The organism is Flavobacterium sp. 102 (genome assembly GCF_003634615.1).
Classification (GTDB): domain Bacteria; phylum Bacteroidota; class Bacteroidia; order Flavobacteriales; family Flavobacteriaceae; genus Flavobacterium.
On the sequence record NZ_RBKX01000001.1, the window covers coordinates 1,945,085 to 1,960,216 of the forward strand.

The following is a 15,132-nucleotide window of genomic DNA, read 5'->3' on the forward strand; positions in this document are numbered from 1 at the left end:
AAATATAAGTCAAAATGCAAAATCAAACCCGAATAATTATTGAAAATGTCACGCCTCAATTAGACGGAGGCGCTTTTTATATCAAGCGAATTGTTGGACAAACCGTGATCGTAAAAGCCAATGTTTTTGCCGATGGTCATGATGTGATTGCTTGCTGTGTAAAATACAAACACGAAAAAGATAAAAAATGGCAAGAGGTAAGATTGCAATCTTTAGGAAATGATGAATGGACTGCCCAATTCAAAGTAGAAAAACAAGGTCATTATACTTATTTCGTAGAAGGTTGGGTTGATTATGCACTCAATTGGCAACATGGAACCGAAAGAAAAATCCAAGACAACCAACACGTAAAATCTGAATTATTAGAAGGTGCCGAATATTGTCAAGCGATTTTAAAAGAAGTCGGTAAGGATGAGAAAGCCTATTTAACTGCTGCTATCAAAGCCTTTCAAGACGAAAAACAATACGATAAAGCTACAGTAATAGCCTTGTCAAAAGAACTACACTACATATTTGAAAATTACCCAACCAGAACATTAGCGAATACTTCTGCAGAATTAAAAATTTATGTCGATAGAAAAAAAGCCTTGTTTAGTACATGGTATGAATTTTTTCCACGTTCAGCGTCGCAAGAAAAAAGGAAACACGGAACGTTTAAAGACTGTGAAAAGTTACTGCCAAGAGTTTCGGCCATGGGATTCGATACTTTGTATTTTCCACCAATCCATCCGATTGGAGAAGTGAATAGAAAAGGAAAAAACAACGCCACTAATGCGCAGCCAGGAGATGTAGGTTCGCCATGGGGAATTGGTTCCAAACATGGCGGTCACAAGTCTACACATCCTGATTTAGGGACAATAGACGAATTCAAATCGTTAGTAAAAGCGGCCAAAAGTTTAGGCATTGAAGTCGCTATGGATTATGCATTGCAAGCCGCACCGGATCATCCTTATGTAAAAGATTTTCCTCAATGGTTCAAATGGCGTCCGGACGGAACAGTGCAATACGCAGAAAATCCACCTAAAAAGTACCAAGATATTCAGCCGATTTACTTCGAAAGTGGTGATTGGAAAAACCTCTGGAAAGAGTTACTAGACGTGGCTTTGTTCTGGGTAGAAGAATGTGATATTAAAGTATTCAGAGTCGATAATCCGCATACCAAACCGTTTTATTTTTGGGGTTGGTTAATCGCCGAAATTAAGAAAAAACATCCCGATGTCCTCTTTTTGGCAGAAGCGTTTACGGCGCCAAAGGTCATGCACGAGTTGGCCAAACAAGGTTTCTCACAATCTTACACGTATTTCACTTGGCGCAATACCAAAGCCGAATTAATCGAATATGTTGAAGAACTCACCAAAACCAACCAAGCCGATTTCTACCGACCAAATTTCTGGCCCAATACGCCTGATATTTTGCCTTATGCGTTACAAAGCGGTAACGAAAGTGTGTACCTTCACAAATATTTCTTAGCGGCTACACTAAGTTCAAGCGTTGGAATTTACGGTCCGGCATACGAATACATGGTGTCGGAAGCAATGCCCGGAAAGGAAGAATATTTCAATTCAGAAAAATACGAATGCTATCATTGGGATTGGACCGTCCAAAATAAGTTAATTACGCTGATTACAAGACTAAACAGAATCCGCCACGAACAACCTTCATTACAACAAACCAATAATATACAGTTCTGTAATACGGACAATGACCAAGTGTTGGCTTACTATAAATATGACGATGCCAAATTAGATGAAACATTAATGATTTGTAGCCTTGATCCTTACTATGCCAAACAAACTTGGATTCAATTGCCTTTACAAGCTTTGGGAGTTCAACCCGGACAAACTATTAAAGTGGTCGACTTAATTACCGGTAACAGCTATTATTGGGATAAAGAATGGAATTTCGTTGAATTGCATCCGGCTTTACCATTTCATTTATTTAAAATTCAGAAATAATGATTGATGCTAAAATTAATGAAGATGAATTTATCAATCCGTACGTTTTTAAAACGGATTGGAAGACAGCCTTTGAAGACGAAGAGTTTATAAAAGTTTTCTCTTCAGATATCTTGGAAAACTATATCATCAACAAACGATGGTATGGTGGAAAAGCCAGCACACTAAAGTATATTGAAGTTGTGGATTGGTTCAAAATCACTTCTAAAAAGAATACTTATTATGGTGTTTTGTTGGAAGTGAATTTTAAAGAGGCTTTTTATCAACATTATTTTATGCCGATTTCCTTCATGTCGGAAGACGAATTGGATACCAATACCATCATCGCGCCTGTAAAAATGGGCGGACAAGAAGGATTTTTAGTTGATGCATTACACCAAGAAGATTTTCGAAAATTACTATTTGATAAAATCGTCACTTCCGCCGGGAAGGACGACAAAGTCAAATTCCACAAAGGCGAAAAACTCGAAGAAACCGAATACAAATCGTCCAAGTTTATGGGCGTAGAGCAAAGCAATACTTCCATTATTTACAATGGAACTTTGGTGCTGAAAATCTTCCGAAGAATCTACATCAGCATGAATCCCGATTATGAAATCAGTCGATTTTTGACCGAAACAATGGATTTCCAACATTCGCCGGCTTACACCGGAAGCATCAGCGTCGTTTTATCCGAAGGCAATATTACTTTGGGATTAATGCAAGAACTGGTGCCGAATCAAGGTGATGCGTGGCAATTCATGCTCGAAGAAGTCGACCGGATTTTTGATAACCTCAAACACAAAAAAATCAAAATCGCCAAATTACCGGATATCGAATTGTTCAAGCGCTTAAAAATAAATGAAGTGCCACACGAAATCATCGATTGGGCAGGATTGAGCATTTTTCTACGCATTCACACTTTGGCCACAAGAACAGCCGAAATGCACATCGCACTCGGTGGCGACATTCGCGATACGGCTTTTACGCCAACGACCTACAACGGCGATTACACCGTTTGGCTCAAAAATCGGCTGACGTATCAGTTCCAAAACCGATTGAATATTTTAGAAAATAACTTGCACAAACTCGACGGTTTGGCACTCGAACTCGCCAATCAATTCCTCGATAATAAAAAAGAAATTAGAAAATTGTTCCTCGATTTCGACTGGACGAAAATGAAATCCGAACGCATCCGAATCCACGGCGATTACCATCTCGGACAAGTGTTGGTCAACGGTGACGATTTTTATTTGCTCGATTTTGAAGGCGAACCCGAAAGTACGATTCGCGACCGAAAAGTAAAACAACCGCCGCTGAAAGATGTTGCCGGAATGTTCCGTTCGTTCCATTATTCAATTTACGCGACGCTTTTTAACAATAAGGACAAATATCCATACGAACAAAAAGAGTTGTTCCAAGCAGGTGAAATCTTGTTCAAATATTTCGTAGGCGTGTTTTTGCAAACCTACACCGAAGTCGCCCAAGGAGGCAATCTCAACATTGGTTACCGAAAAGAAATCGACTTCCTGCTCAAATATTGCATCCTAGAAAAAGCGGTTTACGAACTCGGTTACGAACTCAACTCAAGACCACGCTGGGCCGTAATTCCACTCACCGGAATCGCCAGTATAATGGAATTTGAAGCGAAAGTGTAGGCAGTTTCAGCCCCGAAGCTTCGGGGGTAATTCCCGCTTTCCGTTGCAAGTCCCAATAAATTGGGAGCTTTCCACTGCAATCGGGGCTAGATAGGAATTGAATTGATATAAAATAAAAGACAGTCGCGAATTCGCGGTAAAAATAAACCACAAAACAATGAACCAAGTACAAGTACATTCGCTTTTTACCGATTTTGATATCGATTTATTCAAAGCCGGAAAACATTTCAGACTCTATGAAAAACTCGGCGCTCATCTCACCGAAGTGAATGGCGTAAAAGGCGTTTACTTTGCCGTTTGGGCACCATCGGCGCGTTCGGTTTCCGTAGTCGGCGATTTTAATTATTGGATACAAGGCGAACACCAACTCAATGTACGTTGGGATGCTTCAGGCATCTGGGAAGGATTTATTCCCGGCGTTGATAAAGGCACCACTTACAAATACAAAATACAATCCAACAATAACGGGATTATCACGGAGAAAGCCGATCCGTTTGCACTTTACTGTGAACATCCGCCACAAACCGCCTCGGTCATTTGGGACTTAGATTACAAGTGGAAAGACAAGAAATGGATGGACACGCGTAAAGACAAAAACGGTTTAGACAAACCTTATTCCGTTTACGAAGTACATTTAGGTTCGTGGCGCAGAAACAGCGAAGGCAACTTTCTGACGTATTTGGAAATGGCCGACCAATTGGTCGCTTATGTCAAAGAAACCGGTTTCACCCACGTCGAATTCATGCCGGTGATGGAATATCCGTATGATCCGTCTTGGGGTTATCAATTGGTGGGTTATTTTGCACCAACTTCCCGTTTTGGTAAACCGCAGGATTTCATGGTTTTGGTCGATAAATTACACCAAGCCGGAATCGGAGTCATCTTGGATTGGGTGCCATCCCATTTCCCCGATGACGCGCACGGACTAGGATTTTTCGACGGTTCGAACTTATACGAGCATCCCGACAGAAGAAAAGGCTATCATCCCGATTGGAAAAGTTTGGTGTTCAATTATGGCCGCAATGAAGTGCGTTCGTTCTTAATCAGTAATGCTATTTTCTGGTTGCAACAATACCACGTTGACGGTTTACGAGTGGATGCTGTTGCGTCAATGTTATACTTAGATTATTCTAGAAAGGAAGGCGAATGGGAACCGAATATCTACGGCGGAAGAGAAAACTTAGACACCATTAGTTTCCTAAAAGATTTCAATGAAGCAGTTTATTCTGCTTTCCCGGATGTACAGACCATAGCCGAAGAAAGTACCAGCTTTCCAATGGTGTCGCGACCAACTTTCATCGGTGGTTTAGGCTTCGGCATGAAATGGATGATGGGCTGGATGCACGATACGTTACAATATTTTAAAAAAGAACCGGTTTACCGACGTTTCCACCAAAACGATTTGACTTTCTCAATGACGTATGCGTTTACCGAGAACTTTATGCTACCGTTGTCACATGACGAAGTGGTTTACGGCAAACATTCCATTTTAGGCAGAATGCCCGGCGATGAATGGCAGAAATTTGCCAATCTTCGTTTGTTGTACGGCTATATGTTCACACATCCGGGCGGAAAATTATTGTTTCAAGGTGCCGAATTCGGGCAAAGCAGCGAATGGAATTTTGAAGGCAGTTTAGATTGGCATTTGCTACAGTTTGGTTATCATAATGGCATCAAAAAATGCATTACCGATTTGAATGCGTTATACAAAAACAATCCGGCTATGCACGAAAAGCAATTCCACGTGGATGGTTTTGAATGGATCAATTATTCCGATAGTGAAAATGCGGTCTTGAGTTATATCCGCAAAGGATTAAACCCAAAAGATGATTTGATTGTCGTGGCCAATTTTACGCCGGTAGTTAGAGAGAATTACAGAATTGGTCTACCAACGAAAGGAAAGCTTACACAAATTTTCAACTCCGACAGTACAGAATACAACGGAAGCGGCGTTGTAATGACCAAACCTATCAAAATCGACAAAACGGCGTGGAATTACCGAGACTATTCAGCCGAATTGGTTTTGCCACCATTAGGCGTTACTGTTTATAAGATTTCGTAAACCATTATTAATTCAAATAAAGAAGAAGTTAACTTTCTGACCAGGAGAGTTGACTTCTTTTCAGTTATCCTTATCCGCAAACGTTGTAGTTAAAAACTACTTTACCTATATGTAAAATTATCGTTGTCATCTTTGTAAATTTGGCACAAGACACAAACACAATCCTATGATTACCAACCAAGAACTTGAATTTAAAGGCGATCAATTCCCTTCCAAAATAGTTTCTTTCGAACAAGATGTTGACAGTATTTATTTCAATACCGACAACAACGTAATATTAAAAATCACCATACTTCGCGACAGCTTAATTCGTTTCAGATATACAACCAAAGGCTACTTTAGCAACGATTTCTCTTATGCTATAGACAAGACCCAATCGCATGGTTACAACCAATTAGAAGTTATAGAAGAACAACAATTTTACTTAATTAAAACCAGTAAGGTTTTTTGTAAAATCAACAAAAAAGATTTAAAGATTTCTATACATGATATCGATGGGTTTACCATTTTGGAAGACGAAATCGGTTTCCATTGGGAAGAATGTTATGAACATGGTGGCAATATTGTAAAAATGAGTAAGGTGTCTAAAGATGGCGAAAGTTTTTACGGTTTGGGTGACAAACCAACACATTTAAATCTAAAAGGGAAACGAGTAGAAAATTGGGCAACCGACCAATATGCCTTCCATAAAGACCAAGAGCCTTTGTATAAAGTTGTTCCGTTTTACATAGGCTTACACCACAATAAAGCTTACGGAATTTTCTTTGACAATACCTTCAGAACTTTCTTTGACTTTTGTCATGAACGCAGAAATGTTACTAGTTTTTGGGCAGAAGGTGGAGAAATGAATTATTATTTCTTCTATGGTCCGAAAATGAGCGATGTTGTTATTAATTATACGCATTTAACAGGAAAGCCTGAATTGCCGCCAATGTGGACATTAGGTTACCACCAATGTAAATGGAGTTATTATCCTGAAAGCAAAGTCAAAGAAGTCACGAGTAAATTTAGAGAGTTAAAAATTCCCTGTGATGCGATTTATTTAGACATCGATTATATGGAAGGCTTCCGATGCTTTACTTGGAGCAAAGAATATTTCCCTGAACCCAAAAGAATGGTTGCTGAATTGGCGGCAGCTGGTTTTAAAACGGTAGTGATTATCGATCCGGGAATCAAAATTGATAAAGATTATTGGGTTTACCAAGAAGCTTTAAAAAATGAATATTTCTGTAAACGTGCCGATGGTCCTTACATGAAAGGAAAAGTTTGGCCGGGCGAATGCAATTTCCCCGATTATACCAATCCGGAAGTCCGCGAATGGTGGGCTGGATTATTCAAAGAATTGATTTCGGAAATCGGCGTAAAAGGCGTTTGGAACGATATGAACGAACCGGCCGTAATGGACGTTCCCGGAAAAACTTTTCCGAATGACGTACGCCACGATTATGACGGGAATCCATGCAGCCACAGAAAAGCACACAACGTTTACGGAACGCAAATGGCGCGTGCGACTTATGAAGGTGTAAAACGTTTTGCTTATCCGAAAAGACCGTTTATTATCACTCGTTCTGCTTATTCCGGTGCGCAGCGTTATACTTCGTCTTGGACAGGCGATAACGTTGCCAGTTGGGAACATTTATGGATTGCCAACATCCAAATGCAACGCATGTCAATGTCAGGAATGGGTTTTACCGGTTCTGATATCGGTGGTTTTGCCGAGCAACCTTCGGGTGAATTGTATGCACGTTGGATTCAGCTTGGCGTATTCCATCCTTTCTGCAGAACGCATTCTTCGGGTGATCACGGCGAACAAGAACCTTGGTCATTTGGTGATGAAGTCATTGATATTACGCGAAAATTTGTAGAATTGCGTTACCAATTGTTGCCGTATTTGTACACTATGTTTTGGCAGTATGTCAACGAAGGAACGCCGATGTTGAAACCATTGGTGTATTTCGATCAAGATGATTTCCATACGCATTACAGAACTGATGAGTTTATTTTTGGGAATCAAATTTTAGTGTGTCCAATATTGGAACCAAACGCACAAGGTCGCAGAATGTATTTACCAAAAGGCAATTGGTACAATTTCTGGACAAATGAATTGGTTGAAGGAAAAAAAGAACTTTGGATTAAAACCAGTTTCGATCAAATCCCGATTTTCATCAAAGAAGGAGCGATTATTCCGAAATATCCGGTGCAACAATATGTGGGTGAATTGCAATTTGATGAGCTGACTTTGGATGCTTATTACAAATTTGGCAAAGAAAAATCGACCGTTTACGAAGATGCTCAAGATGGTTATGATTATAACAAAGGTCGTTTTTCCTTGAGAACATTTACTTTGAACGGAAAAGAAAAGGAACTAATCATTCAGCAACATACCGAAGGAACATTTGAAACGAAATATTCCAGATTCAAGATTAATTTAAAAGGATTGCCGTTTAAAGTAAAGAGAATTGAATTGGACAATGAAAAAATAACTTTGGATCAAGTACAACTTAATGGAGATAATTCCTTAATCATTGGGAAAGACTTCACAGAAATACACTTGTTCGGAGGATAAATTATGTAATTTTTTTATTAAAATTATGTAATAATTTGGAACATAGATTGTGTAAATTTGTCATTCAAATGATATAAACATGAAAAAAGGAATTTTATTTTTTGCTTCGCTACTGATTCTAGTGGTAGCATCATGCTCAACAAATCCGGTTACCGGAAAAAGAACATTGGCATTGGTGTCTAATTCTGAAATTTTCGCCTCTTCTTTTAGTCAGTATGGCGAATTTTTGAAAACCAATAAAGTGATTACCGGAACGACTGATGCCAAAAGAGTGGAAAATGTTGGAATGAAAATCAGAGCTGCAGCAGAAAAATTATTGAAATCAAAAGGAACAGCAGATCAGTTAGAAGGATATGCTTGGGAGTATAAATTGGTTGATAACAAAGAAGTAAATGCTTGGTGTATGCCAGGCGGAAAAATTGTTTTCTATTCAGGAATACTTCCTATCTGTAAAGATGATGCTGGAATGGCCACAGTTATGGGGCACGAAGTTGCACACGCCCTAGCCAATCATGGTCAACAACGTATGAGTGCAGGATTAGCACAACAATTAGGTGCCGGTGTTACGCAAGCAGTTGTAGGCGGAAAAAGTGCCGAAACACAAGCATTGGTAATGCAAGCTTATGGTGTTGGTACTAGCGTTGGTGGCATGTTACCTTTTAGCAGAAGTCACGAAACAGAAGCAGATGAAATAGGGCTTACTTTAATGGCAATTGCCGGTTACAATCCGGATGCTTCAGTAGCTTTTTGGGAAAGAATGTCAGCGAAATCCGGAGGCAATGCACCTGCTGAAATCTTGAGTACGCACCCGTCAGATGCTACAAGAATTGCCAACCTTAAGAAGTTAATTCCTAAAGCAAAAGCAGAAGCTGCTAAGTTTGGCGTAACGTTTAAATAACACAGTCAATTCAAAAAAAGAGTATATTTAGTCCCGATTTATATCGGGATTTTTTTATTTAAAGATATTTTATGGCAACACTTCCAAAAGGTCATCCAAAATTACTCAACGCTTGGGCATTTTATGACTGGGCGAATTCAGTTTACAGTTTGGTAATTGCTTCGGCAGTTTTCCCTATTTTCTACAATGCCTTGTTTGATGAAAACAATCCTTATGTGAATTTGTTTGGCTATAGTTTTAAAAATTCGGCACTGATTAGCTTTGTTACGGCTGGTGCTTTTTTATGTGTGGCTATTTTTTCTCCTTTGCTTTCAGGTATTGCAGATTATACAGGGAACAAGAAAGTTTTCATGCGACTCTTCAATTATATTGGCGCTTTTTCTTGTATTGGCTTGTACTTTTTCGATTTGGATAATATCCTTTTGGGATTGGTATTCTACTTTTTTGGATTGATTGGATTTTGGGGAAGTTTGGTGTTCTACAATTCTTATTTACCTGATATTGCTTTTACAGAGCAACAAGATAAAATTAGTGCCAGAGGTTATTCTATGGGTTACCTCGGGAGCGTTTTACTTTTGATAATTAATTTGGCCATGATTATGACAGCCGACAAAGCTGATAAAATCGACATGATGAAATATTCATTTGTTATGGTGGGTATTTGGTGGATTGTCTTCAGTCAATACACCTATTATTATTTACCAAAAGGCAATGCTAACCAACAAAAAGTTACTCGTTCAGTCATTTTTAATGGTTTTAGAGAATTACGAAAAGTTTGGAATAAGCTTCAAACCGAAGTACCGCTGAAACGATATTTGTTGAGCTTCTTCGTCTTTAGTATGGCAGTGCAAACTGTAATGTTGGTGGCAACTTATTTCGGAGCCCAAGAAATTAATTGGGCTAATGCCGAAGAAAGCCAAACCGGATTGATTACCTGCATTCTTTTAATTCAACTGATTGCAGTGTTGGGTGCTTTTTTAACGTCGAGAGCTTCCGGTAAATTTGGAAATATTAAAGTGTTGATTGTGTTAAATGCTTTTTGGGTTTTATTATGCGGATTTGCTTATTTTATTACAACTCCAATGGAGTTTTACATCATGGCTTCTTTAGTCGGATTAGTGATGGGCGGAATACAATCCTTAGCCCGTTCGACTTATTCAAAGTTTTTACCGGAAACGGAAGATACAACCTCTTTTTTTAGTTTTTATGATGTGTCTGAGAAAATAGGAATCGTAATCGGGATGATGGTTTATGGTTTGATAGACCAAATTACAGGCAGTCCGAGATTTGCCATTGTTTTTTTAGGATTATTTTTCCTATCAGGATTGTTATTATTGTTGAGAATACCAAAAAAACACTTGTAATAAATCCAAAAAAAATTATATTTGAACAAAATTTATAAAAAGTCATGAAAAACATAAAACTTTTAATTGGAATATTTTTAGTCCTTACTGCTTTTACTTTCACTTCTTGTGAAAACGAGCCGATTGACAGCGCCATTGATTTAGGAAATCCAACAAATCCCGGTGGAGGTGGAAATCCGGGCGGAGGCGGAACTTCGACAGGAGATTATTGGCCAACAGCTTTAAATAACCAATGGGTTTTCAAACAAGATGGTGTTGTGCAACCACCCATGAAAATGGTTTCGATTAATAGTATCGGTTCTTTTACCTATTATACTTTCGATCAATTATTCGGTACTGGCAGCAGCGGAGTTTCAGCAGGAGTTGTAGCTCGCTTGAGAAAAAATTCAGGCGATTATTATCTTAAAATTGAAGACTTCACTTTTGATACAGGTTTGGGAATCACAGGTTTATTAACGGGATACGAAATGTTGATTTTGAAAGATTATTTAAATGTCAACCAAACATGGTCAGGTAGTTTTTCACAAACAGCCACTTTCACAGGTTTGCCAAGTACAACACAAGCTACAAACTACAGCGGAGTTATACTCGAAAAAGATGCATCAGTTACTGTAAATGGAATCAATTATACTAACGTAATCAAAATGAAATTAACCCAATCCGTTACTGTAATGGGAACAGCTACAAGTAATGTTGTAACGGAGTATTGGTTTTCCAAAGACATTGGGCCGATTAAGGCGGTTACAATTTCAACCGACGATACCGGAACAGAGACGATAACGAATGAGTTACAATCACACATCGTAAACTAAATCAAATCCGCCAAATTGGCGGATTTTTTTTTCGGCATAATCCTTGTCCTACCATTGCGCTTAACGATATAAAGTTTTAGGTTTATTTAAACCTAAATCATTTGTAGTACGTCGATTATAATTTATTTGTATCTAAAGATGTCCTACTTTTGTCAAGCATTATTTATTTTTAATGTCAATTTGACTAAATCAAGTACCACATGTCAAACCACAATATTTTAACTCTTGACAGTCTGTCATTGCAGGAATTCGATGAACAAACCGATTTAATTCCGCTTTTAACTCCCGAAGATGAAGAGGAAATGAATAAGGAAGAATTACCCAATTCATTACCTATTTTGCCTTTAAGAAACACCGTTTTATTTCCGGGAGTAGTAATTCCAATTACCGCCGGAAGAGACAAATCCATCAAGTTAATCAATGATGCTAATGCCGGCAATAAGATTATCGGTGTAGTCGCTCAGAAGAATGAAGACGATGAAGATCCAACCAAAAATGACATTCATACTGTGGGAACAGTAGCCCAAATTCTAAGGGTTTTAAAAATGCCCGATGGTAATATTACGGTTATTTTACAAGGTAAAAAGCGTTTCGAAATAAACGAAGTTACAGCAGAAAGTCCTTATCTGAAAGCGACTATCAAAGAAGTTGAAGAAAAGCGTCCGACCAAAAAAGATACCGAATTTCAAGCCATAGTGGATTCTATCAGAGAATTGGCTATCGAGATTATCAAGGAAAGTCCAAATATTCCAACCGAAGCGACATTCGCTATAAAAAATATAGAAAGTCAATCTTTCTTAATCAATTTTGTTTCTTCTAATATGAACCTTACGGTGAAAGAAAAACAAGATTTATTGATGATCAACATCTTGAAAGAAAGAGCTTTGGAAACTTTGCGCTACATGAATGTAGAGTTGCAAAAATTGGAATTGAAAAACGATATTCAGTCTAAAGTTCGTTTCGATTTAGACCAACAACAACGCGAATATTTCTTGCAACAGCAAATGAAAACCATCCAAGAAGAATTGGGTGGCGTTTCGTATGAGCAGGAAATTGAAGAAATGCGCATCAAATCCAAAACCAAAACCTGGGACGAAAAAACAGCCAAACATTTTGAGAAAGAAATTTCTAAAATGCAACGCATGAATCCGCAAGCGCCCGATTTTGGTATCCAAAGAAACTACTTAGAGCTGTTTTTAGAATTGCCTTGGAACCATTTTTCCAAAGACAATTTCGATTTAAAACGCGCTCAGAAAATATTAGACCGTGACCATTTCGGTTTAGAAGATGTTAAGAAAAGAATCATTGAGCATTTAGCGGTTTTGAAATTGCGAAATGACATGAAATCGCCAATCATCTGTTTAACCGGTCCTCCGGGTGTTGGTAAAACGTCAATCGGAAAATCTATTGCTGAAGCTTTAGGCAGAGAATATGTTCGCGTTTCTTTAGGCGGTTTGCGTGACGAAGCTGAAATTCGCGGGCATCGTAAAACCTATATTGGTGCGATGCCGGGAAGAATCATCCAAAGTTTGAAAAAAGCGGGAACTTCCAATCCGGTGTTTGTTCTGGATGAAATCGATAAATTGTCTAACAGTCACCAAGGCGATCCGTCTTCGGCTTTGTTAGAGGTTTTAGATCCGGAACAAAACAGCGAATTCTACGACAATTTCCTCGAAATGGGTTACGACCTGTCCAAAGTAATGTTCATTGCAACTTCGAATAATATGTCAGCCATTCAACCGGCGTTGAAAGACAGAATGGAAGTCATTAAAATGACCGGTTATACCATCGAAGAAAAAACCGAAATTGCGCGCCAACATTTGTTACCAAAGCAATTAAAGGAACACGGTTTAACTACTAAAGATTTAACGATAGGAAAAAGACAATTAGAAAAAATTGTTGAAGGGTATACTCGTGAATCCGGTGTGCGTAGTTTGGAAGCCAAAATTGCTCAGGTGATTAGAAATGCAGCCAAATCAGTAGCAATGGAAGAAGAATACAACAAGAAAGTAACTGATGAAGATATCGTGACTATTCTTGGTGCACCAAAATTAGCCCGAGACAAATCCGAAAGCAATGATGTAGCCGGAGTGGTGACCGGATTGGCTTGGACATCGGTTGGTGGTGATATTTTATTTATTGAATCTTTAATTTCTGCCGGAAAAGGGACTTTAACCTTGACCGGAAATTTAGGGACAGTAATGAAAGAATCAGCGACGATTGCTTTAGAATATATTAAAGCCAACGCAGAAATTTTTGGGCTTGATCCTGAAATGATTGCCAAATACAACATCCACTTACACGTTCCGGAAGGTGCTACGCCAAAAGACGGGCCAAGTGCCGGAATTGCGATGTTGACTTCTTTAGTGTCATTATTTACGCAAAAGAAAGTAAAGAAAAACTTGGCCATGACCGGAGAAATTACGCTTCGTGGTAAAGTATTACCGGTTGGTGGTATCAAAGAAAAAATATTGGCAGCCAAAAGAGCCAACATCAAAGAAATCATTTTGTGTCACGAAAACAAAAGCGACATTGATGAAATCAAGCCTGAATATATTGATGGTTTGACGTTTCATTACGTAAAAGAAATGAGTGAAGTGATTGATTTCGCCTTGACCAACCAAAAGGTAAAAAATGCTAAAACACTAAAATAAAATTCAAAATAAAAGGTTGAAAGGCATGAGCAAAATAACGCTGATGCCTTTTTTTATTAACTTTTTTCCTCCGATATAAAATAATATCTTCGCATTTCCGTTATAGTGTATAGCCATAAGTCTATTTTAATGTTTAGAACAACAATTTGTATTGTATTTTGCCTCGCCAATTTGATCTCTTTCGGACAAGTTGGAGGAAAGTCAGTATACCAATTTCTAAACTTAGTGACTTCACCAAGACAAGCGGCTATTGGCGGAAAAGTGATTACTTTTTACGACCAAGATGTCAATCAAGCGCATTTTAATCCGGCTTGTATCAATGGCGAAATGGACAATAAATTATCGTTGAATTACGGTAGTTATTTTGGCGAAGTGACTTACGGAACAGCCTCTTACGCTTATACTTATGACCGACATGTGCAAACGTTTTTTGGTGGCGTAAACTATGTTAACTATGGAAAATTTGACGGTTATGACGAAAACGGTCAGCAAACATCAAGCTTTACCGGAAGTGAAATAGCCTTGTCTTTTGGATATGCTTACAACATTCCTTTTTCTGATTTTTATATTGGTGCCAATGCCAAACTGATTTCTTCTACTTTAGAAAGTTACAATTCTTATGGGGCGGCAGTTGATATTGGAGCCTTGTTTATAGACACTCGAAATGATGTCAATTGGGCAATCTCTATTAGAAATATTGGAACCCAAATTACACCTTATGCTGAAACTCGTGAAAAACTTCCTTTAGAAGTATTAATTGGCGTTTCTCAATTGATGGAAAACGTACCGATTCGTTGGCACTTGACTTTGGAAAACATGCAACAATGGCAAGTGGCTTTTGCGAACCCAAATAGGGCAGAAGGAAATTTAGACGGCGGTTCGACACCTGAAAAAGTTTCATTTTTCAACAACGCTTTACGACATGTTATTGTTGGTGCCGAATTGTTTCCCGACAAAGGATTCAACCTCAGATTGGGTTACAATTTCAGACGAGCAGAAGAATTACGTATCTTAGAGCAGCGAAATTTCTCCGGAATCTCGGTTGGTTTCGGACTGAAAGTCAATAATTTAAAATTCAATTATTCCTATTCCAGATATACTTTGGCGGCCAACACGAGTTTGTTTGGTTTGACTATCGATTTTTCAGGGAACAGATATTAAATACTAATGAAACCGCAGGTTCA

Annotated in this window: 9 protein-coding genes; all 9 read left to right on the plus strand. The window is 38.5% G+C overall.

Features of this window, described 5'->3' with window-relative positions; translation table 11 throughout:
* The first annotated feature begins 14 nt into the window (after window positions 1-14).
* The 9 genes from C8C84_RS08425 to porQ all read left to right on the plus strand — a co-directional run bounded on the left by C8C84_RS08425 (window position 15) and on the right by porQ (window position 15,109).
* Complete coding sequence (locus C8C84_RS08425) at window positions 15-1,955, plus strand: alpha-1,4-glucan--maltose-1-phosphate maltosyltransferase (protein ID WP_121313109.1); 1,941 nt, start codon at window positions 15-17, stop codon at window positions 1,953-1,955.
* Window positions 1,955-3,592: a trehalose synthase gene (locus tag C8C84_RS08430; protein ID WP_121313110.1), complete on the plus strand. Its 1,638-nt coding sequence runs from the start codon at window positions 1,955-1,957 to the stop codon at window positions 3,590-3,592. Before C8C84_RS08425 ends, C8C84_RS08430 begins: the two co-directional genes overlap by 1 nt.
* A gap of 157 nt (window positions 3,593-3,749) precedes the next feature.
* Complete coding sequence (glgB, locus tag C8C84_RS08435) at window positions 3,750-5,654, plus strand: 1,4-alpha-glucan branching protein GlgB (RefSeq protein ID WP_121313111.1); 1,905 nt, start codon at window positions 3,750-3,752, stop codon at window positions 5,652-5,654.
* Between the two features lie 166 nt (window positions 5,655-5,820).
* Window positions 5,821-8,220 carry a glycoside hydrolase family 31 protein gene (locus tag C8C84_RS08440; RefSeq protein WP_121313112.1) on the plus strand — a complete coding sequence of 800 codons (2,400 nt, stop codon included), beginning with the start codon at window positions 5,821-5,823 and terminating at the stop codon, window positions 8,218-8,220.
* Window positions 8,221-8,299: 79 nt separating this feature from the next.
* Window positions 8,300-9,118, plus strand: a complete 819-nt coding sequence (locus C8C84_RS08445; protein ID WP_121313113.1) for a M48 family metallopeptidase — start codon at window positions 8,300-8,302, stop codon at window positions 9,116-9,118.
* A 71-nt stretch (window positions 9,119-9,189) separates the two neighbouring features.
* Window positions 9,190-10,482 carry an MFS transporter gene (locus C8C84_RS08450; protein WP_121313114.1) on the plus strand — a complete coding sequence of 431 codons (1,293 nt, stop codon included), beginning with the start codon at window positions 9,190-9,192 and terminating at the stop codon, window positions 10,480-10,482.
* Window positions 10,483-10,526: 44 nt separating this feature from the next.
* Window positions 10,527-11,294, plus strand: a complete 768-nt coding sequence (locus C8C84_RS08455) for a hypothetical protein (protein WP_121313115.1) — start codon at window positions 10,527-10,529, stop codon at window positions 11,292-11,294.
* A gap of 200 nt (window positions 11,295-11,494) precedes the next feature.
* A complete protein-coding gene (lon, locus tag C8C84_RS08460) occupies window positions 11,495-13,948 on the plus strand; it encodes an endopeptidase La (RefSeq protein WP_121313116.1) in 2,454 nt (817 codons plus the stop codon).
* Between the two features lie 129 nt (window positions 13,949-14,077).
* Complete coding sequence (porQ, locus tag C8C84_RS08465; RefSeq protein ID WP_121313117.1) at window positions 14,078-15,109, plus strand: type IX secretion system protein PorQ; 1,032 nt, start codon at window positions 14,078-14,080, stop codon at window positions 15,107-15,109.
* Window positions 15,110-15,132: the final 23 nt, after the last annotated feature.

Coding starts and splice junctions, on each gene's coding strand:
- C8C84_RS08440 (WP_121313112.1), top strand. CDS start 5,821: ATGATTACCAACCAAGAACTTGAATTTAAAGGCGATCAATTCCCTTCC.
- C8C84_RS08425 (WP_121313109.1), top strand. CDS start 15: ATGCAAAATCAAACCCGAATAATTATTGAAAATGTCACGCCTCAATTA.
- porQ (WP_121313117.1), top strand. CDS start 14,078: ATGTTTAGAACAACAATTTGTATTGTATTTTGCCTCGCCAATTTGATC.
- C8C84_RS08455 (WP_121313115.1), top strand. CDS start 10,527: ATGAAAAACATAAAACTTTTAATTGGAATATTTTTAGTCCTTACTGCT.
- glgB (WP_121313111.1), top strand. CDS start 3,750: ATGAACCAAGTACAAGTACATTCGCTTTTTACCGATTTTGATATCGAT.
- C8C84_RS08430 (WP_121313110.1), top strand. CDS start 1,955: ATGATTGATGCTAAAATTAATGAAGATGAATTTATCAATCCGTACGTT.
- lon (WP_121313116.1), top strand. CDS start 11,495: ATGTCAAACCACAATATTTTAACTCTTGACAGTCTGTCATTGCAGGAA.
- C8C84_RS08450 (WP_121313114.1), top strand. CDS start 9,190: ATGGCAACACTTCCAAAAGGTCATCCAAAATTACTCAACGCTTGGGCA.
- C8C84_RS08445 (WP_121313113.1), top strand. CDS start 8,300: ATGAAAAAAGGAATTTTATTTTTTGCTTCGCTACTGATTCTAGTGGTA.